This window comes from Rhodococcoides trifolii (genome assembly GCF_014635345.1).
In the GTDB taxonomy this organism is placed as follows: Bacteria; Actinomycetota; Actinomycetes; order Mycobacteriales; family Mycobacteriaceae; genus Rhodococcoides; species Rhodococcoides trifolii.
In genome coordinates, this window is sequence record NZ_BMCU01000002.1 from 1,191,605 (window position 1) to 1,215,656 (window position 24,052).

At 67.4% G+C, this 24,052-nt stretch carries 10 protein-coding genes; 7 read left to right on the forward strand and 3 right to left on the reverse strand.

Annotated elements, in window-relative coordinates; translation table 11 throughout:
* Positions 1-18 precede the first annotated feature (18 nt).
* The 3 genes from IEW02_RS12825 to IEW02_RS12835 are packed head-to-tail and all read right to left on the reverse strand — an operon-like array spanning position 19 to position 3,708.
* Positions 19-1,389, reverse strand: coding sequence for a metallopeptidase TldD-related protein (locus IEW02_RS12825; protein ID WP_188545122.1), 1,371 nt, complete (start codon positions 1,387-1,389; stop codon positions 19-21).
* On the reverse strand, positions 1,386-2,930 hold the full coding sequence (locus IEW02_RS12830; protein WP_371829938.1) for a TldD/PmbA family protein: 1,545 nt from the start codon (positions 2,928-2,930) through the stop codon (positions 1,386-1,388). The genes IEW02_RS12825 and IEW02_RS12830 overlap by 4 nt, the downstream gene beginning before the upstream one ends.
* A gap of 10 nt (positions 2,931-2,940) precedes the next feature.
* A complete protein-coding gene (locus tag IEW02_RS12835; protein ID WP_188545124.1) occupies positions 2,941-3,708 on the reverse strand; it encodes a TSUP family transporter in 768 nt (255 codons plus the stop codon).
* Positions 3,709-3,749: 41 nt separating this feature from the next.
* Between IEW02_RS12835 and IEW02_RS12840 the strand changes: the two genes are divergently transcribed.
* The 7 genes from IEW02_RS12840 (at position 3,750) to IEW02_RS12870 (ending at position 23,989) form a co-directional block, all read left to right on the forward strand.
* Entirely contained in the window at positions 3,750-4,913 is a 1,164-nt protein-coding gene (locus IEW02_RS12840) for a sensor histidine kinase (protein WP_188545125.1), read from the forward strand.
* A 24-nt stretch (positions 4,914-4,937) separates the two neighbouring features.
* Positions 4,938-5,597, forward strand: coding sequence for a response regulator (locus IEW02_RS12845; protein ID WP_188545126.1), 660 nt, complete (start codon positions 4,938-4,940; stop codon positions 5,595-5,597).
* Positions 5,598-5,712: 115 nt separating this feature from the next.
* Complete coding sequence (locus IEW02_RS12850) at positions 5,713-6,231, forward strand: FxsA family protein (protein ID WP_188545127.1); 519 nt, start codon at positions 5,713-5,715, stop codon at positions 6,229-6,231.
* 46 nt (positions 6,232-6,277) lie between these two features.
* Entirely contained in the window at positions 6,278-7,855 is a 1,578-nt protein-coding gene (locus IEW02_RS12855; protein ID WP_229745977.1) for an amidohydrolase, read from the forward strand.
* Entirely contained in the window at positions 7,852-9,459 is a 1,608-nt protein-coding gene (lnt, locus tag IEW02_RS12860) for an apolipoprotein N-acyltransferase (RefSeq protein WP_188545128.1), read from the forward strand. Before IEW02_RS12855 ends, lnt begins: the two co-directional genes overlap by 4 nt.
* A complete protein-coding gene (locus IEW02_RS12865) occupies positions 9,456-10,220 on the forward strand; it encodes a polyprenol monophosphomannose synthase (protein ID WP_188545129.1) in 765 nt (254 codons plus the stop codon). The genes lnt and IEW02_RS12865 overlap by 4 nt, the downstream gene beginning before the upstream one ends.
* A 257-nt stretch (positions 10,221-10,477) precedes the next feature.
* Entirely contained in the window at positions 10,478-23,989 is a 13,512-nt protein-coding gene (locus tag IEW02_RS12870; RefSeq protein ID WP_229745978.1) for a non-ribosomal peptide synthetase, read from the forward strand.
* Positions 23,990-24,052 lie beyond the last annotated feature (63 nt).

Sequence of the window (24,052 nt, forward strand, 5' to 3'; positions counted from 1 at the left end):
CACAGGCAGCGGAGCTGCCTACTGCGCCTTGCTCACCGACGACATGTGGAAATCGGGGATCCGTAGCGCCGGCATCGCCGTGCGCGTGAACCAGTCCTTCCACTCGCGCGGCAACGTCGGCGCGGTCACGCCCGCTTCGGTGGCACGCCGGAGCAGGTCCAACGGGCTCTCGTTGAACCGAAAGTTGTTGACGGCGCCGGTCACTCGGCCGTCCTCGACCAGATAGACCCCGTCTCGGGTCAGTCCGGTCAGCAACAGGGTCGTCGGGTCCACCTCGCGGATGTACCACAGTGTGGTCAACAGCAACCCGCGCTCGGTGCGCGCCACCATGTCGTCGATCGTCGCGTTCGACCCACCGGTCATGACGAGGTTCTCACCGGGAACGGCAACCGGCGCATCGAATTCCGCGGCCGCGGCACGTGGGTAGGCGAGCGAGTTCACGACGCCGTCGCGAACCCAGTCCACCCGCTCGGCCGTCATTCCGTTGTCGAACACCGACACCGCATCGCTGGACGACCCCGCGACGACGAACGGCGAGTACTCGAGCCCGGCCGCCGACGGGTCGCAGAAGAGCGTGAGCGGAAGCGTTCCCAGTCGCTCCCCGACGCGCGTACCGCCCGGCTTCGACAGCGCCGTGCGACCCTCCTGAGCGCCGCGCCCATCCATCGTCCACATCAGGTAGATCATGAGATCGGCGACGGTGGACGGCGGCAACAGCGTCTCGTACCGGCCCGCGGGCAGTTCGATCGTGCGCGCAGCCCAATCGAGTCGGCGCGAGATCTCGCCGAGCAACGACGCCACGGAGACGTCGGCGAAGTCGCGCGTCCCGGTCCCCGCCCAGGCGCTGGCGCCGTTCAGACCACCGCGCTTGCCGTTGATCTCGATGGACCCGACCGGTTCGACGAACCTGCGGCGCAACCCCGTGGTGGTACCGAGCCACGTGGTGGTGACGTGATGAGTGGCGAACCCGTACAACGCGTCGGCGCCGTCGAACCCCACCCCGAGGTCGTCGGTGACGCGCCCGAAGACGTCCACGCCCGTCGCGGCCGCGACGTCTCCCCAGTCCGACCCGGCGCCGGCACCGTCGATCAGGGGCATGGCATCGTCTGCTGGTTCTGCACTGCGTGCAGCGTCCTCGGCGGCGGCCACCACGGCAGCGATGTCGTCCGGATCGACGCTGGTCGACGCGACCGTGCCGACGCGAGTGTCGGCACCGTCGCGCACGATCGCGATCACGATCCACGAGCGGGTGACGGACACCCCGTTGGTGGTCATCGAGTTTCCGGCCCACCGCAGCGACGCCTCGGTCGCGTCCGTCGCAATGACGACGGCGTCGGAGACGGTGGTGAGAGCCAGTGCCTTCTCGACCAGTTCGTGTGCCGCGATCATGCGCCCGCCTCCGTGCGTGTGTTCAGGACGTTGACCCCACGGAAGAGCGCAGCCGGGCACCCGTGGCTCACCGCTGCGACCTGTCCCGGTTGGGCTTTCCCGCAGTTGAACGCGCCGCCGAGGCGCCACGTCGACGGGCCGCCGACGGCTTCCATCGAGCCCCAGAAGTCCGTGGTGGTGGCCTGGTAGGCGACATCGCGCACCTGACCCGCGAGCGCACCGTTCTCGATCTTGAAGAAGCGCTGCCCGGTGAACTGAAAGTTGTAGCGCTGCATGTCGATGGACCACGACTTGTCACCGACGACGTACAGCCCGTTCTCGACGCGGGAGATCAGATCCTCGGTGGTCGTGTCCGTGACCGGGTCGGGCTGCAGCGAGACGTTGGCCATTCTCTGAATCGGCACGTGGTGCGGCGAGTCGGCGTAGGCGCAACCGTTCGATCGGGGCAGCCCGAGTCGGGGCGCGAACACTCGATCGAGTTGATACCCCACCAGCACACCGTCACGAACGAGGTCCCATTTCTGGGCCGCGACACCGTCGTCGTCCCAGCCGATCGACGACAAGCCGTGCGGTTCGGTGCGATCCGCGGTCACGTGCATGACGGGCGTCCCGTACTGCAAGGTGCCCAGCTGGTCCGGTGTGGCGAACGAGGTGCCGGCGTACGCCGCCTCGTACCCGATCGCGCGGTCGTATTCGGTTGCGTGACCGATGGATTCGTGAATGGTGAGCCACAGGTTGGTCGGATCGATGACCAGGTCCATCGGGCCGGCGACCACCGGTGGAGCCTTCACCTTCTCAGCCAGCCACCCGGGGATTCGGGCGAGCTCGTCGTCCCAGTCCCACCCGCCTTCGGGGCCGTTCTCGGTGCCCACCAGGTACTCCCACCCGCGGCCGACCGGGGGAGCGAGCGTACGCATCGATTCGAAGGTTCCTGCCGCCGAGTCGACAGCGGTGGCCTCGATCTGTGGGTGGAGCCGCACTCGTTGCTGCGTGAGCGTGGACCCCGCCATGTCGGCGTAGAACGTCTGTTCCTTGACCTGCAGCACCGACGCCGTGACATGGTCGACGCCGTCGGAGGCGGACAGGCGTGACGAGAACTCGCTCAGCAGTGCAATCTTGTGCGGAGTCGGCACGTCGAACGGATCGACGGCGTACTCGGACACCCACGTGACGTCGTCGTAGACGGGCTCGGGAGCCAGCACGACCTGCTCTCGGTTGAGCAGGCGAAGGGCGTGCGCCACCTGTACCGCGCGGTGTGCCGTCTCGATCGCCACGTCGACTCCGAGTTCGGCGTGAGAGGCGAAACCCCAGGTCCCGTCGACGACGACACGGACCGCCACCCCCAGTTCGACGCCCTCCACCGACGACTGGACCGTCCCGTCACGCAGACGGAGCGACTGCGACCGGATGCGATGCACTCGAAGGTCGGCGTGCGTGGCCCCGGCGGCCCGCGCCGCGGTCAGAGCTGCTTCGGCCAACACGCGGAGCGGCAGGGCGAGAAAATCCGCATCGACGGACCTCTGCGGTGAGTTCGTGGTCACCGCGCTCACGCTAGCCGAACTGCTGCCATCCCAACCGGACGACGAGCGCGAGTACCACCACCAGCAACACGATTCGTACGAACCCGGACCCCTTCGTCAGCGCCATCCGAGAGCCGACGACGGCGCCCGCGACGTTGGCGACGGCCATGGCGAGTCCGAGAAGCCACAGGACGTTGCCGGTGGACGCGAAGAAGATCAGTGCACCGAGGTTCGACCCCAGGTTCAGCACCTTCGCCATCGCTGCGCTGCGGACGAATTCGGTTCCGAGCAGGGCAGCGAAGGTGATGATCAGAAAGGTGCCGGTACCGGGTCCGAACAAGCCGTCGTAGAAGCCGATCACGACGGCGGCCGCCAGCACCACCGTCACCAGGCGCCGAGCCGTGGCGGGAGGGGCGTCGGTCACCGCGCCGATGTTCGGACGCAGGGTCACGATCAGTGCCACACCGACCAGGACGACGAGGATCACGGGGACGAACACGTCCTTGTCGATCAGCGACACCGTCGCCGCGCCGAGAGAGGAGGCGCACGCCGCCGCGATCCCGGCGGGAACCAGGAGCCGCCAGTTCATCGACAGTCTGCGTGCGAACGTGACGACTGCGGCAGACGTTCCCGCAACCGCGGCGAGTTTGTTCGTGGCGAGCGCCGTCTGGGGAGTCAAGGTCGGCGCGACGAGGAAGAGGGCCGGAATCAGAATCAGCCCTCCTCCGCCGACCACGGCATCGACCCACCCCGCGGCCAGGGCAGCCACCAGCAGAATCGACCAGTCGGCAGCACCCATGACATCAGTGGATCACAGCACCATCCGAATAGGGTGGCACCATGCGTGCGCTCAGCCTGTGGCTTCGGCAACAGCCGTTCGTCGCCGATTGCGCCCTCGCCGCGCTGCTGTTCGCGCTGGAAGTCATCGGAACGGTCAACGCAGACAACACGATTGCGTACCTGCTCGTCGGGATCGCGGTCTGCGCACCGGTTCCGTGGCGTCGCCGGCTACCGCTGGCCTCGGCATGGGCTGCGCTGACCATGGCGCCGATCGCGGCGCTCGTGTCCTATGCGGTCGGTGACGACACCACTCACCTCGGCCTGCTGAGTACGGTCGTGGCGCTCTACACCCTGGTCGCGTACGTCGGCCGCGGACCCGGTGCGATCTATCTGCTCGTCTTGGTGGCCACCGACGTCTTCTCCACCCTGTTGCTCGACCAACCACTGTTCGAGAACTTGGGCGTCGTGTTCCTCGTCTACTCGCTGGCGTGGATCTCGGCGGAATTCAATGGCGCCCGTCGCGCCTACGACCGAGAAGTCGAGGCGCGACTGTCGGTGGCCGAGGACGAGCGGGACCGTCGTGCCGTCGAAGCCGTTGCGGCAGAACGCACCCGAATCGCGCGCGAACTGCACGACGTCGTCGCGCACGCCGTGAGCGTGATGATCGTTCAGGCCGACGGTGCGTCGTACACGCTCCGCCGAGATCCGGATCGGGCCGAGGCAGCGCTCGGCAACATCTCCGCAACCGGCCGCCAGGCGCTGTCGGAGTTGCGTCGCACCGTGGCGCTCCTCCGCACCGAGAGCCCCGACGACGTCGTTCCGCAGTACGGCACTGCGGCGCTCGCGAAGATCGTGGAGACGATGCGCAGCGCCGGCCTGGCCGTTCAGCTCGAGCAGAGCGGAGACATCGACGACATCGCACCCGCCGTCGCCCTCGGGATACACCGACTCGTTCAGGAATCGCTCACCAACGTCCTCCGCCACGCGGGTGCGTCACCGCGAGCCAGGGTCACCGTGCGGCGCCGAGCGCACGACGTACTCGTCGAGATCGTGGACAACGGATCGGGTGCCGGTCCGGTGACCTCGACGGGAGGCGGGACCGGAAACGGAGTGCTCGGTATGCGGGAGCGGGTGACCGTCCTGGGTGGTGATCTCACCGTCGGACGACGACGGGACGGAACCTGGGCCGTGCGAGCCGAGCTGCCGCTCGAACTCGATTCGTGACCTCGTGCACGATAGGTTCTGGCCGTGACCGTTTCCGTTCTTCTGGTGGACGATCAGGAACTGATGCGCATGGGCCTCACCATGGTGCTCGACGCTCACGACGACATCACCGTCGTCGGGGAGGCCGCGGACGGTGCGTCGGCCATCGCAGCAGCGGCGCGCCTGCAACCGGACGTCGTTCTGATGGACGTGCGCATGCCGGGCATCGACGGTGTGACCGCGACCGAGCGCATCACGTCGTCGAACGAGTCCGTCCGAGTGCTGATCATGACGACGTTCGACCTGGACGAACACGTACTCGGTGCGCTGCGCGCCGGTGCCAGCGGGTTCCTCCTCAAGGACACCCCACCCGAGGATCTGGTGTCCGCAGTCCGCAGCGTCGCCGCCGGGGATGCAGTGGTCTCGCCGCGTGTGACCCGACGCCTGCTCTCGCGCTTCATGACCGAGGACCCGGCGCCACCACGCGACGTCGAGGTCCTGAACTCGCTGACCGAACGGGAACGAGAGGTCCTCGGACTCATCGCGACCGGCATGTCCAACGCCGAGATCGCCGGATCCCTGTTCCTGTCCGAGGCGACTGTGAAGACCCACGTCGGTCGGGTGTTGACCAAACTGCACCTGCGCGATCGAGTGCAGGCCGTGGTACTCGCCTACGAGACCGGACTCGTCACGCCCGGCAGCTGAGAATCCCTGCAACTGAAAATCTCGGCAGCTGAGAATCCACTGTCAATGTCGGTGCCGGGGAGAAAACGACCGAGCCCGTGCGTTGATCCGGACAAGAACGACGAAAGGATCTGTCATGGCACTGCTGTACTTCTTCCTCTACGTGGCGGTGGAGATCGCCGCCCTCGTCTGGCTCGGCAGCACCATCGGCATTCTGTCGACGATTCTGCTCGTGGTGCTGACGTCGGTCCTCGGTCTCGTGCTGGTCCGCTCGCAGGGTCGGCGGGTGCTGAGCGAACTGCGGGCGGCGTCGGCGTCGGGTCGATCACCGATCGGAGCTCTCGCCGACGGCGGAATGGTGGCGGCGGGTTCGATCCTGATGGCCGTACCCGGTCTGGTGACGAGCGCGTTGGGACTGCTTCTGCTGTTTCCGCTCACCCGCGCGTTGCTGCGACCGGTCGTCAAGGCCGTCGGAGCCAAGCGGTTTTCCGGCGCCGTCGCCGCCGGCCACTTCGCACCCACGGCAAGCGGTCGCTTCGGACCGACGTTCGCATCGGGTCACGTGGTCGTCGACGGAGAGGTCGTGACCGAACCACGTGCCCGTCAGTCCTACCCCGTCATCGAGGGCCCCGACCTGCGCACGCCGCGCGACTGACCCGCGGCGCCCCCGCCGGTTCAAGGACCGGGCAGACTCGACTCTCGTGAGTACGCAACTGTTGATCGACGGCCGGATCTACAGCCCGGCTGCCCCCGACGCCACTGCGATGGCCGTCACCGATGGCACGGTCGTCTGGGTCGGTGAGGACCGTCCGGCGCTGGCGCTGCACCCCGACGCCGAGATCGTTCGTCTGGACGGCGCGTTCGTTGCGCCCGCCTTCGTCGACACGCACGTCCACGTCACGGCGACCGGTCTCGCCCTCGGCGGTCTCGATCTCGCAGGCGCCCGGTCGCTCGGGGACTGCCTCGAACTCCTGCGTGCGCATGCCGCGCGGCACGACGACGCCGTGCTGTGGGGGCAGAACTGGGACGAGTCTGCGTGGCCGGAACGACGGGGACCGACCACGGCCGAACTCGATGCGGCCGTGCCCGGGCGGTCGATCTACCTCTCGCGTGTCGATGCGCACTCCGCAGTGTGTTCGACCGCCCTGCGGACCGTCGCCGGTGTTCCCGTCGACGACGTCCCGGTGATCGGCGAGGCGCACCACGCCGTCCGGCGTGCTGTCCGCGACCTCATGACACCGCGTGACGCAGAGCGCGCACGCTCTCTTGCCCTCGACACCGCGGCTCGGCACGGGATCGTCGCCGTCCACGAATGCGCGGGACCGGACATCACCGGGCGAGCCGACTTCGCCGACCTGCTCGCACTGGACCACGGTGTGGAAGTGCGCGGGTACTGGGGTGAAGCCGTGACGTCCGAGGACGACGCGAGGGCGTTGCTGTCCGACACCGGCGCACACGCACTGGGCGGCGACCTGTTCGTGGACGGGTCGATCGGTTCGAGGACTGCGTGGCTCACCGACCCGTACACGGACGCCGACGGCACCGGTTCGAGTTATCTCCAGGTCGACGCCATTGCTGCCCACCTCGCAGCGTGCACCCGGTCCGGAATCCAAGCCGGATTCCACGTCATCGGTGACGCTGCCATGACTGCGGTCGTCGAGGCAATCGGTCGAGTTGTCGACGAGTTGGGCGGACCGGCCTTCGCGTCGAGGGGGCACCGTCTCGAGCACGCGGAGATGGTCACGTCGGACCAGGCCGCAGTACTGGCGGCCCGCGGCGTGATCGCGAGCGTGCAACCTGCATTCGATGCCGTGTGGGGCGGACCGGCCGGGATGTACGCGGCGCGCCTCGGCGCCGACCGAGCAGCAGCGCTGAACCCGCTCGCCATGATGGCTGCTGCGGGGGTGTCGCTGGCTTTCGGGACCGACTCGCCGGTCACCCCGTTCTCCCCGTGGTCCTCGATCCGTGCTGCGGTCAACCATCACACGCCCGGTTCCGCCGTGTCGCCTCGCGCAGCCTTCTCGGCCGCCACTCGCGGCGCATGGCGGGCCGGAGGTGTGCGCGACGGGTTGGCCGGCACCCTGGTACCGGGTGCGCCGGCCTCCTACGCGGTGTGGGACGCTGCGGAACTCGTCGTCAGCGCGCCGAACGACTCGGTACAACGCTGGTCCACGGACCCCCGGTCCCGCGTACCGGCGCTTCCTCGGATGGATGTCGGACTCACCGATCCGACCTGTCTGCGGACCGTCCACCGCGGACAGACGGTCTTCGCTCGATGAGCGTCCTCGTTCGTCTCGTGCTCGCGGCCGGATCCGGCGGACTTCTGTTCCTTTCCTTCCCGCCGAGACCGCTGTGGTTTCTGGCCCCGATCGCGATCGCGATCATCGCGTCCGTCCTGTCCACCGGCGGTGTCGGCAAGAAGGGCGGATTCCTCTACGGATACCTGTTCGGACTCGGCTTCTTCCTCCCGCTGCTGCCGTGGATCGGGGTGTACGTCGGACCGCTGCCCTGGATCGCCCTGTGCGTTGCCGAGGCGCTCTTCGTCGGCATCTTCGGCATCGTCGCCGTGCTCGTGTCGAGGTTGCGGTTCGCGCCGCTGTGGATCGCAGCCGCGTGGTCGCTCGCCGAATGGTTGCGTAGCTCCGCCCCGTTCGGCGGTTTACCGTGGGGCCGACTCGCGTTCGGCCAATCGGAGTCGCTGCTCCTCCCGGTGGCCGAACTCGGAGGCGCGCCGCTGCTGAGCTTTGCCGTCGCGCTCACCGGAACCGGCCTCGCCGCGCTGATCAGGGTCGTGGCCACGGCAGAGCGGCGCACCGTGCGCGGCGTGGCGGGCACCCTGGCGCTGACGGTGTTCTGGCCTGTCGTCGCCGCAATCGTCGGCACCACCCTGGCGGGCCCCACCGAGGGCGATCGCACCATCACCGTGGCGGCCATTCAAGGAAGCGTCCCGAAGCTGGGTCTGGACTTCAACTCCCAGCGTCGCAAGGTGCTGGACAACCACGTGCAGGAAACGCTGCGGCTCGCCGACGAGGTCGACGCCGGCCGGCAGCCGAAGCCCGACGTGGTGGTGTGGCCGGAGAACGCCTCCGACATCGATCCGCTGCGCAACAGCGACGCCGCGATCGAGATCTCCGCGGCATCGGAACGGATCGGGGCCCCGATCCTGGTCGGCGCGGTTCTGGTCAATTCGGACGGAACCACGACCAACTCCGTTCTGGTGTGGAACGGCGACCGGGGCGTGGGGGAGAGGCACGACAAGAAGATCATCCAGCCGTTCGGTGAATACCTGCCCTACCGAAGCTTCTTCCGGCTGTTCTCGTCCTACGCGGACTCGGCCGGCAATTTCGTCCCCGGCGACGGAAACGGCGTCGTGCACGTCAACGACAACCGTGACCTGTCCGGGCCGGCGGATCTGGCCGTCGGGGTCGCCACCTGCTACGAGGTCGCGTTCGACCGCGCGCTGCACGAATCCGTGGAGTCGGGGGCCCAGATAATCGCAGTACCGACCAACAACGCCACCTTCGGCGACACCGAAATGACGTATCAACAGCTCGCGATGTCACGCGTTCGTGCCGTCGAGCACTCGCGAACGGTTGTGGTGGCCGCTACATCCGGGGTCAGCGCCATCGTGGCACCGGACGGCTCGGTGACCGAACGCACGAATCTTTTCGACGCCGACTTCCTGGTGTCGTCGGTGGGGATTCGCTCGGGTATTACTCTGGCAACCCGGCTCGGTGCGATACCGGAATACGTTCTCGCCGCCGTGGCCGTGCTGGCCGGCGCCGTGGCCGTGTTCTCCACGCGGCGTGGGGCCGCGACCGGTTACAGTCCCGGCGGAGAAACGACGAACCGGCCACCGGCCGTAGGAAAGGACGCGCGATGACGGCAGAGAAGCCGAGCGATCACACCTTGGTGATCGTGCCCACGTTCAACGAGATCGACAATCTCGGACAGATCGTGGAGCGGCTTCATCGCGCACTCCCGAAGACCCACGTCCTCGTGGTCGACGACGGCAGCCCCGACGGGACCGGCGATCTGGCCGACAGCTTGGCGGCCGGTGACACCGCAGGTCGTATCCACGTCATGCATCGCACGGAGAAGAACGGCCTCGGCGGCGCGTACATCGCCGGCTTCCGGTGGGGGCTCGAGCGCGAATACACGGTGCTGGTCGAGATGGACGCCGACGGATCGCACGCTCCGGAACAGCTGCACCTGCTTCTCGCGCGTGTGGACGCCGGCGCCGACCTGGTCCTGGGTTCGCGCTACGTCCCGGGCGGTTCCGTCGTCAACTGGCCGAAGCACCGCGAGGTGCTGTCCCGCGGCGGAAACATCTACTCGCGACTGGCCCTCGGCGTCACACTGCGCGACATCACGGGCGGCTACCGCGCCTACCGCCGCGAGGTTCTCGAGAAGCTCCCGCTGGAGAAGATCGAATCGCACGGCTACTGCTTCCAGGTCGATCTGGCGTGGCGCACCATTCAGGAAGGCTTCGTGGTCGACGAGGTCCCGATCACGTTCACCGAACGCGAACGTGGCGAATCGAAGATGAGCGGCAACATCGTCCGCGAGGCTCTGCTCAAGGTCACGGTGTGGGGTCTACGCAATCGTTGGCAGAAGATCACGGGCTCGTCCCGTCGCGGGTGACCGACGTAACGCCGTCGGCTTCGGTGCCGAACAACTAGACGTTCGGACCAATCCAACCGGTTCTATACAGCGAATCACCCAACACAGTGCGACCACGGTCGGGGACACCGAGCGTCACACGTAGGGGATCTGCCCTTCACACGAGGGGCAACCTGGAAGTCTCTGCGCGTCCGAGACTTTCACCGCGTTCAGCTTTCGGTTTGATGTGTGCGTCGTTTCTGCGACAGAGACGATCGACGTCATGAACGGAGCGAACGGTGCCCTCTTCTGCGGAGACCGAAAACAATCCCACTGCTCGTCGCCGCTCCGGCGGCGCCGAGAGCGCAAGCGACGCAGCAACACTGGACCCTATTCCTCTTTCACCTGCTCAGACCAGCTTGTGGTTCGCGCAGAAACTCGCCCCCGAGGTGCCGCTCACCGTGGCCCAGTACGTCGACATCCACGGTGATCTGGACGTCGACCTGCTCGAGCTTGCCGGCAATCAGGCCGGTGCCGAATTGCAGTCCGGCCGTATCCGTCTGGTCGAGATCGACGGCCAGCCTTACCAGGTGGTCGACCCCGAAGCGTCCATCCATTCCACCCGGATGGACGTCCGCCGCGAAGCGGACCCCATCGCCCATGCCTTGGCTTGGATGCAGGAGGAGATGCGGCGACCGGTCGACATCGACCGAGATCCGTTGACCGTGAACGTGTTTCTGCGTGTCGCCGACGATCGGTACCTGTGGTACACGCGAATGCATCACATCGCCGGCGACGGATTCGGCGCCATGACGGCCATGAACCGCGTCGCCGAGCTGTACACCGACAAAGCCGCGGGTCGTGAATCCGTCACCAGCACAGCGTCTCCGCTCGCAAAGATCTACGAATCCGAACGTGCGTACCGTCAATCCACACGTTTCGAGACCGACCGCACGTACTGGGCTGCAGAAGTTTTCGGACTTGCAGACTCTTTCGGACTGTCCGATCGGACCGCACCTGCGGAGCCGAACCGGTTGCGCGAGAACGCAGTTCTCGATGCCTCCGTGAACGAACTGCTGGCCGACGCCGCAACGCGCTTCGATGCCAGTGCAGCGGCAGTCGTGGCCGCCGCGTTCGCGGCGTACCTGCACCGCATCACCGGATCCGCCGACGTGGTCCTGAGCCTGCCGGTTTCGGTTCGCACCACCGCGGCCCTGCGCCGGTCCGGCGGGATGGTCTCCAACGTGGTCCCCATCCGAATCCACATCGATTCCGACACCAACCTCGGCGACCTCGTCGATGCGGTGACGTTGCGCATCACCGGCGCCCTTCGCCATCAGAAATATCGCCACGAGGACATCCGCCGCGATCACGGGACCGCGTCGATGCACCGCGGATTCTTCGGGCCGATGGTGAACATCATGCTGTTCGACTGGCAGGTTCGACTCGGTGATCTGAAGGGCGATCTGCATCTGCTCTCCAGCGGTCCCATCGAGGATCTGACGTTCAACGTCTACAACAGTGACGCCGGCGCCCGGCTCAACATCGACTTCGAGGCGAACCCCGCCCTGTACGGCACCGACGAGCTGCGTGGCCACCACCGTCGCTTCCTCGCATTCTTCGAGAACCTCCTCGGACGCGGCTCGCGCACCCGGATCTCCGGTCTCGACGTCATCGAACCGGACGAACGCCGCCAGGTCCTCGACACCTGGAACGACACCGCCCACGCCGTCCCTGCCACCACGCTGCCCGACCTCTTCGCCGCGCAGGTCCGTCGTACGCCGCACGCCGTGGCCCTGGAGTTCGAGAACGACACGCTCACCTACGCCGAGCTCGATCGCCGCTCGAACGCCCTGGCCCGGATCCTGATCGGCCGTGGGGTCGGGCCCGAACGATCCGTCGCCCTGGCGATGCGCCGATCGCTCGACCTCGTCGTCGCGATGTACGCCGTGATCAAGACGGGCGGCGCGTACGTACCGCTCGATCCCGACCATCCCGCGGACCGCCTGGCCTACGTGCTGGACAGCGCAGCGCCGGTGTGTGTACTGACCTCGACCCGCGACCGGCCGACTCTGCCCGGCGACACCGTTCGGATCGACGTGGACACGACGTCTCTCGACGGGATCGATCGGTCCGAGATCACCGACGACGAGCGCGTCACGCCGCTCCACCGTGACAACACCGCGTACGTCATCTACACCTCCGGGTCCACCGGCCGCCCCAAAGGCGTCGCCGTACCGCATTCGGGCATCGTCAACCGGCTTCTCTGGATGCAGGAGCGGTACCCGCTCGACCGCACCGACGCCGTCCTTCAGAAGACCCCGGCGACGTTCGACGTGTCCGTCTGGGAGTTTTTCTGGCCGCTGCAGGCCGGGGCTCGGCTCGTCGTGGCGACGCCGGACGGCCACCGCGACCCGCGGTATCTCGCACGCGTGATCTCCGAGAAGAAGATCACCACCGCCCACTTCGTCCCGTCCATGCTCAGCGCGTTCGTCTCCGAACCGGCCTCCGCCGATGCCGTGCCGAAGCTGCGCCGCGTCTTCTGCAGCGGCGAAGCGCTCGCCCCCGACACCGCTACCCGATTCAGCGCACTGGGTGGACGCGAACTGCACAACCTCTACGGCCCCACCGAGGCATCCGTCGACGTCAGCCACTACACCTACCGGCCCGGTGACACGACGGTTCCGATCGGGTCACCGGTGTGGAACACCGGCCTGTACGTCCTCGACGCCCGGCTCGAACCGGTTCCGGTCGGTGTCGCCGGTGAGTTGTATCTCGCCGGAACACAACTCGCGCGTGGATACGTCGCGCGGCCCGATCTCACCGCCGACCGGTTCGTTGCGAGTCCCTACGGTCGAAGCGGACAGCGTCTGTACCGGACCGGCGATCTCGCGAAGTGGCGCGCAGACGGGCACGTCGAGTATTTGGGCCGCACCGATTTCCAGGTCAAGATTCGTGGTCTCCGCATCGAGCTCGGCGAGGTCGAGTCGGCCCTGATGGACCAGCCCGCTGTCGATCACGCAGTGGCCGTGGCGCATACGGACGACCGAGGTGAGACCGAGCTCGTCGCCTACGTGGCGTCGGCGAACAGTCACCGCATCGTCCCCGCGGACCTCACCACGGAACTGTCGCAGGTCCTCCCCGCGTACATGGTGCCCACCCTGTTCATGGTTCTGGACGAGATGCCGCTCAGCGCGAACGGAAAGGTGGACCGTAAAGCGCTGCCCGCGCCGCAGCGCGAGGTGTCGACCGCTCCGTCGGTCCCACCGCGCACGAGCGTCGAGCAACAGATCGCCGACACCATCGCCGACGTAGTAGGAGTACCGCAGCCCGGCGTTCACGACAGCTTCTTCGAGATCGGCGGAAACTCCCTTCTCGCAACGCAGGTCGTGTCGCGGCTCAGTAGTGACCTCGGAACCGACGTGACCATCAGGGATTTGTTCGAAGCGCCGTCGGTCGCCGCTTTGGCCGACCGAATCGGTCACCCGACCACAGATGACTCCGACACCCGCCTGCCACTCGTGGCCGGCCCTCGCCCCGAGCAGATTCCGCTCTCTCCCGCGCAGCAACGCCTGTGGTTCCTCAACCGCTTCGACCCGGCGTCCCCTGCCTACAACATGCCGTTCGCCATTCGCATGACCGGTGACGTGGACCGGGATGCGCTGGCCTCCGCGCTCACGGACGTGCTCGACCGACACGAATCGTTGCGGACCACGTTCCCCGACAGCACCGACGGACCGCACCAGATCGTCCATGCCGCGGACGTTGCCGAACTCGACACCGACGACGTGCGCGAGGCCGCACTTCGGGAACGTCTGATCGCCGCGGCGACGACTGGTTTCGACGTGACGGTCGACCGCCCGATGCGCGTCACCCTCCTCAGGGTCATCGACGCCGATGCACCCACCCATGTCCTCGCGATCGTGCTGCACCACATCGCGGCGGACGGGTTCTCGTTCGGCCCGCTCGCCGCCGACGTCATGACCGCGTACACCGCGCGCGTCGCCGGTGACGCCCCGGCATGGGCACCGCTTCCGGTGCAGTACGCGGACTACAGCATCTGGCAGCGCGCAAGTCTCGGTGACGAGAACGATCCCACCAGCACCGCACGGAAGCAGATCGACTACTGGACAACTCAGTTGGCCGGGGTCGCCGAGGTGGTCGACCTCCCCGCGGATCGTCCGCGCCCGCCGGCACCGACTTACCGGGGTGCTCAGCACACCGTGACCGTCGATGCGGACGTGCATCGGTCGCTGGCCGCCCTCGCGGGTGATCGCTCGGCGAGCATGTTCATGGTTCTGCACGCCGCACTGTCGGTACTGATCGGTCGGCTCGCCGATGTCGACGACGTGACCATCGGATCGCCGATCGCGGGCCGCGGCGACCGGGCCCTCGACGCAGTCGTGGGCATGTTCGTCAACACGCTCGTCCTTCGATCGGCACCCGCTCCGCACGTGCGATTCGTCGACCTCCTTCGCGAGGTTCGCGACACCGACCTCGAAGCCTTCGCGCACGCCGACGTTCCGTTCGAACGCATCGTGGACGCGGTGTCGACAACCCGGTCGACCGCGAGCCACCCACTGTTTCAGGTCGCGCTGTCGTTCGAGAACACGGCGCCTACCCGCGTCGAACTTCCGGGAATGACCGTCGAGGTCGACGAGATCGTCTCCGACACAGCCAAGTTCGACCTCTCGGTGTCGGTGTCGGAGTCGTTCTCCTCGGGCCGACCGGCCGGTCTGTCGCTCACGTTCGGATACGCGGTCGACCTGTTCGACCCCGAGACGGCCGCCGCGTTCGCGACGCGTCTGACCGCCGTTCTCGAGGCCGTCGCGGCAGATCCGAACACGTCGGTCGGCGACATCGACCTGCTGTCCGAGCACGAGCGCAGCGCACTGGTCCCGTTCAGCGGCGGCCCGTCGGGACAATCGGGGACTCTAGCGGAGCTGCTCACACGCGCTGCGCGGGTGCATCCCGACTCCGCCGCCGTCGAGTTCGGGTCGGAGAAGATGACGTACCGCGAGCTCGACGAGCGTTCCACGCTCCTCGCACGGGTTCTCACCGCGCAGGGGGTCGGACCGGAATCCCTTGTGCTGCTTGCTCTCGGACGGTCCGTGGAATCGATCACCGCCCTGTGGGCAGTGGCGAAGGCCGGGGGAGCGTTTGTCCCGGTCGACCCGCGCTACCCGTCCGACCGTATCGAGCACATGATCCGCGACAGCGGTGCCCGCATCGGTCTGACCGTGCGCGAGCACACCGCACAGCTGCCCGGTGCGGTGCACTGGATCGAGCTCGACGCCGAACCGGTGGTGACACTCGACCCCGAAGAGAAACTCGATCCCGTTGTGCGGGTCGATAATCCGGCCTACCTGATCTACACCTCCGGATCGACCGGTGTTCCCAAGGCCGTCGTGGTGACCCACCGCGGCATCGCCGATCTGGCCGCCACACAGGTGGAGCGGTATCGCATCGGAGCCGCATCCCGAACGTTGCACTTCGCGTCCCCGAGTTTCGACGCCTCGATGCTGGAACTGCTCATGGGCTTCGCCGCGGGAGCCACCGTGGTGATTGCGCCGAGCACCGTCTACGGCGGTGCCGAACTCACCACGCTGCTGCGTGAGAAGAGGGTCACCCACGCCTTCGTCACGCCGGCTGCACTCGAGACGTGCGACCCGTCGGGGCTCGTCGATCTCGAATTCGTCGGTGTCGGAGGCGACGTCTGCAATCCGGATCTCGTGACCCGTTGGGCACCGGGTCGGGTGATGCGCAATCTGTACGGGCCGACCGAAGCCACCGTGGTTGCGACCATGACGGCGCCGCTCGAGGCCGACCGACCGGTGACCATCGGCACACCCCTGCCCGGCGTCACCGCTCTGGTCCTCGACCGCCGGTTGCACCCCACACCCGCGGGTGTGCGCGGCGAGCTGTACCTCGCCGGTCCCGCCCTCGCGCGCGGCTACCTCGGCCGCACCGCGCTCTCGTCGGAGCGATTCGTCGCCAACCCCTACGGCGATACGGGGGAGCGGATGTACCGCACCGGAGACGTCGTCGCGGTGACGGACAGCCACGAGATCACGTACCTCGGACGCAGCGACGACCAGGTGAAAATTCGTGGTCACCGCATCGAACTCACCGAGATCGACGCGGTGCTGCTGCGCGAGCCTGCGGTCACGTTCGCGTTCACCACGACGCATGTCTCGGAGACCGGTGTCACCCGGCTCGCCGCCTACGTGTGCGTCAGGGGGCCGGTGAGCGTCGAGGAGTTGACCACCCGAGCTGCCGCGACGCTCCCGTCGTACATGGTTCCTGCGTCCATCACCGTGCTGGACACACTTCCGCTGACACCGGCCGGCAAGATCGACAAGAAGTCGCTTCCCGAGCCCGTGTTCGCCGCCGTGGAGCACGAATACCGTGCGCCCACAACGACACTCGAACACGACGTCGCGAGGGTGTTCGCCGACGTCCTGGGCGTGACCGAGGTCGGCCTGGACGACGACTTCTTCGCATCCGGCGGCAACTCGCTGATGGCGACGCGAGTGACCGCGCAACTCTCTGCCGTGCTCGGTACCGACGTCGCGGTGCGTGTTCTCTTCGAGGCACCGACGGTGGAGGCCTTCGCATCCCGGCTCGACGAGCTGGAGCGAGACGACTCGCGTGCACCGCTGGTGGCGGTGCCCGCGGCGGAGCGGCCCGACGTCGTTCCGCTGTCGCTCGCACAGCAGCGACTGTGGTTCCTGAACCGGTTCGACGCGGGGTCGAACGCCTACAACATCTCGTTCGCGGTCCGGTTGTCCGGCGCCCTGGACGTCGACGCAATGGATGCGGCGCTCGCCGATCTGGTGCGCCGGCACGAGACGCTACGAACGCGGTACCCGGACAGTGATCACGGGCCACGCCAGGAAGTACTCACCGATGTCGTACCGACGCTCGAGCGCCGACGCGTTTCCGATTCCGTTGTCGCCGAGTCCATTCGCAGCTTCGCGTCGGCCGGGTTCGATCTGACGACAGACACGCCGCTGCGTACCGCGTTGTTCGAGACCGGCCCGGATCGGCACGTTCTCGCGTTCGTCGTGCATCACATCGCAGCCGACGGTTGGTCCCTCGGCCCACTGGCCCGTGACGTGATGACGGCCTACACCGCGCGGGCCGCAGGTTCGACCCCCGCGTGGTCACCGTTGCCCGTGCAGTACACCGATTTCAGCCTCTGGCAGCGGACGATGCTCGGCGACGAGAGCGATCCGCGGTCCCGAGCCGCGCAGCAACTCGCCTACTGGACCACGGCATTGGACGGCCTCCCCGACGAGGTCACCCTCCCCGTCGACAGACCACGCCCCGCACTGCCGACGTACAGGGCAGGCGTACACCCGTTCGAGGTGAACGCCGACGTGGTCGGTGCCCTGTCGGCGCTGGCCGCGCGCACCGGCTCGAGCCTGTTCATGGTGGTGCACACCGCGCTCGCGGTCCTGCTGGCTCGTCTCGCCGACACCGACGACGTGGCGATCGGAACGCCGATCGCCGGGCGCGGTGATTCTCGCCTCGACGATCTCGTGGGAATGTTCGTGAACACCCTCGTCCTGCGCTCCACCGTTCGATCTGCAGACACGTTCGAAGAGCTGCTCGCTCGCACGCGGACAACGGATCTCGACGCGTTCGCGAACGCCGATCTGCCCTTCGAGCGATTGGTCGATGCGGTGTCGCCGACCCGATCTTCCGGACGTCACCCGCTCGTTCAGGTCGTACTCGCGTTCGCGACGGCCGCCGACGACGTCGTGGAGCTGCCCGGGCTGACGGTCGAGGCCGACGAGATCGACATCGAGAAGAGCAAGTTCGACTTGGAGTTGCGCGTCTCGCAGCGGGGCGATGCCGCGGCGTTCCAGTTCGGTTACACGCGAGATCTCTACGACGCCGACACGATCGACTCCGTCGCGCAGCGCCTCGTGCGGCTGCTCACCGCAGTCGCCGCAGACGCGTCCGTCGTGGTCGGTGACATCGACCTGCTAGTCGACGGTGAGCGCGAAGACCTCGTGGACCGTCGCGGTGCAGCGGGAGCTCGCGCCGAGACGCTGGCGTCGATGATCGAGACCGTCACCCGCCGGGACCCCGACGGCATCGCCGTCACGTTCGACCCGTCGCACGGACGGAACGCCGAGTCGGCACTGGCCCTGTCCTACCGCGATCTCGACGAACGGTCGAACCAGCTCGCCCGGTTCTTGATCGACCGCGGCGCTGGTCCTGAAACCATTGTCGCGCTCGGTCTTTCACGCTCGATCGAGTCGGTCGTCGCCATGGTGGCCGTGACGAAGTCGGGAGCTGCATGGGTTCCGGTCGATCCGAAATACCCGCACGACCGCATCGCGCACATGGTGACCGATTCGGGCGCAGCATTCGGGCTCACGACCACCGCGCACGCGGACACCTTGCCGACGGACATCGATTGGTTCGCACTCGACGACACCGTCGTGGGCGACGACCTCACACAGCGGTCGACGGCCTCCCTTCCGTCTCGGACCTCGGTCGACAACCCCGCCTACGTCATCTACACCTCGGGGTCCACCGGGGTGCCGAAGGGCGTGGTCGTCACGCACTCGGGTCTGTCCAACTTCGCGGACGAGGAACGAGAGCGGTTCTCCGTCACGCCGGATTCGAGAACTCTGCACTTCGCATCACCGAGTTTCGACGCCTCGGTGTTGGAACTGCTCCTAGCGATCCGCGCCGGTGCCACCCTCGTGATCGCCCCGTCCGACGTCTACGGTGGCCGCGAACTCGCCGAGCTGATCGAGCGCGCCGGGGTCACCCACGCCTTCGTCACGCCGGCGGCGCTCGCGACCGTCGACATCGCACCCGGTGACCTACCGTCTCTGCGTACCGTCGTGGTCGGCGGTGACGCCTGCTCCGCGGACCTGGTGACTCGATGGTCCGAGGGCCGAGAGATGTTCAACGGGTACGGCCCGACCGAAGCCACCATCGTCGCGAGCATCGCCGAACTGCGTTCCGCAGAACCCGTCACCATCGGGCGCCCCATCCGCGGTGTGCGCGCCACCGTTCTGAACGCCCGACTCGCCCCCGTTCCGAACGGAGTGACGGGCGAGCTCTACCTCAGCGGCGTCGGGCTCGCCCGCGGCTACCTGAACCGCTCCGGCCTGAGCGCATCTCGGTTCGTCGCCGATCCGCACGGTCGCGACGGCGAGCGGATGTACCGTACCGGCGACGTGGTCCGCTGGACCGCGGACGGCGCCCTCGAATTCGTCGGGCGCGCCGACGATCAGGTCAAGCTTCGCGGATTCCGCATCGAACTCGGTGAGATCGACTCGGCTCTCACCGGTCTGAGCGACATCACCTTCGCGCACACCGTGGTGCACGAGGGCAGCACACTCGCGTCGTACGTCGTGGCTCGCACCGGCGCCGTACTCGATACGCAGTCGGTAACGACGTCGCTGCAGTCGGTGCTCCCTCCGCACATGGTGCCGGCGTCGATCACCGTCCTCGACACCGTGCCGCTCACCCCGGTGGGCAAACTGGACAAGCGCGCGCTGCCCGCACCGGTGTTCGCCTCCGCCGGAGGCGAATTCGAGGCTCCGCGAACGGGACTCGAAACCGTCGTCGCCGAGATCTTCGCCGACGTGGTCGGCGCCGACCGAGACGGCATCGGCCGCAGTGATCACTTCTTCGAGCTCGGCGGCAACTCGCTGCTCGCGACGCAGGTCGTGTCACGCATTGCCACGGCAACCGACGTCAGAATCGGTGTGCGCTCGCTCTTCGAACACCCCACCGTGGCCGCACTCGCCGAAGCGGTCGCCACCTCGGCAGCCACCGCCGGCCCGGCGCTGACGACACAGCAACGCCCGCAACATATTCCGTTGTCGGCCGCGCAGCGTCGGCTGTGGTTCCTCAACCGTTTCGACGCCACCTCCGGCGCGTACAACGTTCCGTTCGCCGTACGTTTGACCGGCGACCTCGACGTGCCCGCGCTGGGCATGGCCATCGCCGACCTCCGACGCCGTCACGAAAGCCTGCGGACCGTCTTCCCGGACTCAACGAACGGCCCGCACCAGGTGATCCTCGACGCGGATTCGGTCGAGGCGAACCTGGCCGTGGAGACGGTGTCCGCAGCCGATCTCGCCGGCCGCGTCCGCGAGCTGGCTTCGGCAGGTTTCGACGTGACCACCGAAGCCCCCATGCGCTCGTACCTCCTGACCACAGGTCGCGCGGAGTACGTGTTGGTGATCTCGCTGCATCACATCGCTGCCGACGGGTGGTCGCTGGCACCGCTGACCGCCGACCTCGTCGCGGCGTACACCGCACGCACCGCCGGCACCGCACCGACACTGCCGGAACTGCCGGTGCAGTACGCCGACTACAGCATCTGGCAGGAGAAGCGACTCGGCGACGAAACCGACCCCGACAGCGTCGCGGCATCCCAGCTGGCGTTCTGGACCGAGGCACTGACCGGGGCACCCGATCGGATCGATCTGCCGACCGACCGTCCACGTCCGCGCGTCCCGTCCTATCGGGGCGCGTCGACGAGCGTCGACATCGATGCCGCGCTACACCGGCGGTTGCTGGACCTTGCGCAGGGCGAGAACGCGACCCTGTTCATGGTGCTGCACACGGCACTGGCGATCTTGCTCGGCCGCTTGTCCGGACGCACGGACATTTCGATCGGAACGGCCGTCGCCGGCCGCGGCGACGAGGCGCTGGACCGCATGATCGGCATGTTCGTCAACACGCTGGTGCTCCGTACCGACGTCGAGCCCGCCGCAAACGTGAGCGATACGTTACGGCGCGTCCGAAGCGTCGACCTCGACGCCTACGCGCACCCGGACGTCGCGTTCGAGCGGCTTGTCGAGGTACTCCGCCCGACCCGCTCGACAAGCCACCACCCGCTGTTCCAAGTGATGCTGTCCCACCGCACCGACACCGTCACGTCGGCGAGCGTAGGTGGACTCGAGCTCGCGGCCGCCGACATCGCCGTGGGCATCGCGAAGTTCGATCTGCAGTTCACCGTGACCGAGCGAGAGAATGCGGGCGGTCTGTCGATCGCGGTGGACTACGCGACCGATCTCTTCGACGCGTCGACGGCCACGGACATGCTGCGACGGTTCACGGCGGTGCTGTCCACGGCGGCGTCCAACCCGGGCAAGCCCCTCGGTGACATCGACCTTCTCAGCAGCGACGAACATCGCGAGCTCGCTCCGGTGTGCGTGGCCGACACCGACCCCGATCCGGCCATCACGCTGCCGGTTGCGTTCACGCGCGCTCTCGTGGGCGCACGGGACCGGATCGCCGTGGAGTACGCGGGCGAAGCCCTGACGTACGCCGAGCTCGATGCACGGTCGAATGCGTTGGCTCGCTTGCTGGTTCGCCGCGGAGTCGGGCCGGAGACGTTCGTCGCCCTCGCTCTCACACGATCGATCGAATCGGTGACGACGGTGCTCGCGGTGACGAAGGCAGGCGGCGCGTTCGTGCCGATCGATCCGACGTATCCGAGCGCGCGCATCGAACACATGCTCACCGATTCGGCTGCGCCGCTGGGAATCACGATCACGGCGCATCGTGAGACGGTGGCGGCCGGCACCGCGACCACCTGGATCGCACTCGACGACGAGGACACCCGGTCCACACTCGCGCGGGAATCCACCGACCCGCTGACCGACCTGGATCGGTCGGGGACGCTGACGCTGTCTCACCCCGCCTACGTCATCTACACCTCCGGTTCGACCGGGACGCCGAAGGGCGTCGTCGTCACGCACGGTGGGTTGTCCAACTTCGCAGCAGAGCTGAAGGACCGCTTCTCGGTGCAGCCGGAATCGCGCATTCTGCACTTCGCGACGCCCAGCTTCGATGCTGCCGTGATGGATCAGCTCTTCGCGTACGGCGCGGGCGCCACCCTCGTGATCGCTCCACCCGCCGTCTACGGCGGCACCGAACTGTCGGAGCTGTTCGGGTCCGAACGCATCACTCATGCGTTCATCACCACCGCCGCACTCGCCACGGCGGACCCGGCGGCGGCCACATCGCTGACCCACGTCCTGGTGGGCGGGGAGGCGTGCCCGCCCGAACTGGTGGAGAAGTGGGCGCCGGGTCGCAACCTCTACAACGTCTACGGCCCGACCGAGACGACCATCGTCGCCACCATGGGGTCGCCGATGACACCGGGCGCGCCCGTCACGATCGGTGAACCCATTCGTGGGGTCTCCGCGCTGGTGCTCGATTCGCGACTCAATCCCGTGTCCGTCGGCGTCGTGGGCGAGCTGTACCTGGCCGGGCCGGAGGTCGCCCGTGGCTACCACGACCGCACCGCCCTCACCGCGGGTCGATTCGTGGCCGACCCGTGCGGAAAGCCGGGGGAGAGGATGTACCGCACGGGCGATCTCGTGCGGTGGGCACGGGTGGGGTCGGACCTCGAACTGGTCTACGTCGGACGGTCCGATCACCAGGTCAAGATCCGCGGCTTCCGAATCGAACTCGGCGAGATCGACGCTGCCGTGGACGGGTACGCCGACACCGAGTTCTCGGTGACGATGGGCCTCGCCCGCGATTCCGGCGACACTGCATTGGTGACGTACGTGCTCCCGAGAGCCGGAACGGCCATCGACGTCGACGCCCTGCGCCGGCACGTCGGGGCGCGGGTTCCGAGCTACATGGTGCCGCAGTCGATCACCGTGCTCGATTCGCTTCCGCTGACGGCGGTGGGCAAGCTGGACCGAAAGGCATTGCCCGAGCCGGATTTCAGCGCGACGGCCGTCCACCGCAGCCCCGGCACCCCCACGGAAGTTGCCGTGTGCCTGGCATTCTCGACCGTCCTCGGTGCGAACGAGATCGGCGTGGACGACAACTTCTTCGAACTCGGCGGGACGTCGCTGCTCGGCACCCGCGTGGTGACGGAGCTACGGGACGCTCTCGGGGTGACCGTTCCGATGCAGTGGTTGTTCACGGATTCCTCCGCGGCCGGATTGGCACGACGCATAGACGAGTCCAGTCATCTGAGCAGCGCCGAAGTGGCTGCCAGCGTTGAGGATTCGTTCGACACGATTCTGCCGATTCGCCCGAAGGGATCACATTCACCGCTCTTCTGCGTTCACCCTGCCTTCGGGCTGTCGTGGAGCTACACCGGTCTCCTGGCGCATCTGGACACCGAGCAGCCGGTCTACGGGTTGCAGGCGCCGATGATCTCGGGGGAGAGCGGGCCGTTCGACTCGATCGAGGACGTCGCGCGTCACTACGTCCGTGAGATCCGATCGATTCAGCCGCACGGACCGTACAACCTGCTCGGATGGTCGCTCGGCGGTTTGATCGCGCACGCCATGGCGGTTCAACTGCGTTCGGTAGGAGAAGATGTCGCGTTCTTGTCGATGCTGGACAGCTACGTTCTCGCCGATCGGTACCTCGAATCGGCGACGCCGTCGGTACGGGATCTGATCGAGGAGTTCACCGGGCACGTCCTGCCGGACGGGTTGGAGCCGACCGTCGCCGACGCCGCCGAGGTTCTGCGGGCGCAGGGCGGACCGGCGGCGACGTTGACCACGGACACCCTCGAGCGTCTGTACGACGCGTACGTCAACGGCACCGAGCTCGCGCACTCGTTCCGGCCCGCCCGGTTCGACGGGGACGTCGTGTTCTTCACCGCCGTCGACGACGAGGTCAACCGCAACGACCACACGCGCAACGCGTCCGCCTGGCGAGCGCACGTCGGTGGCGGCATCGTCGACTACGCGGTCGACAGCGCACACGTCGCAATGACGGAACCAGCCGCGTTGGCGCAGATCGGACCCGCCGTGGAGAAGCATCTGGCGCTCACACGCCGCACGGCCTAGGACACGAAAAAGCCCCTCGGAGATCGTCTCCGAGGGGCTTCGTCGTCTAGGGGCTTCGTCGTC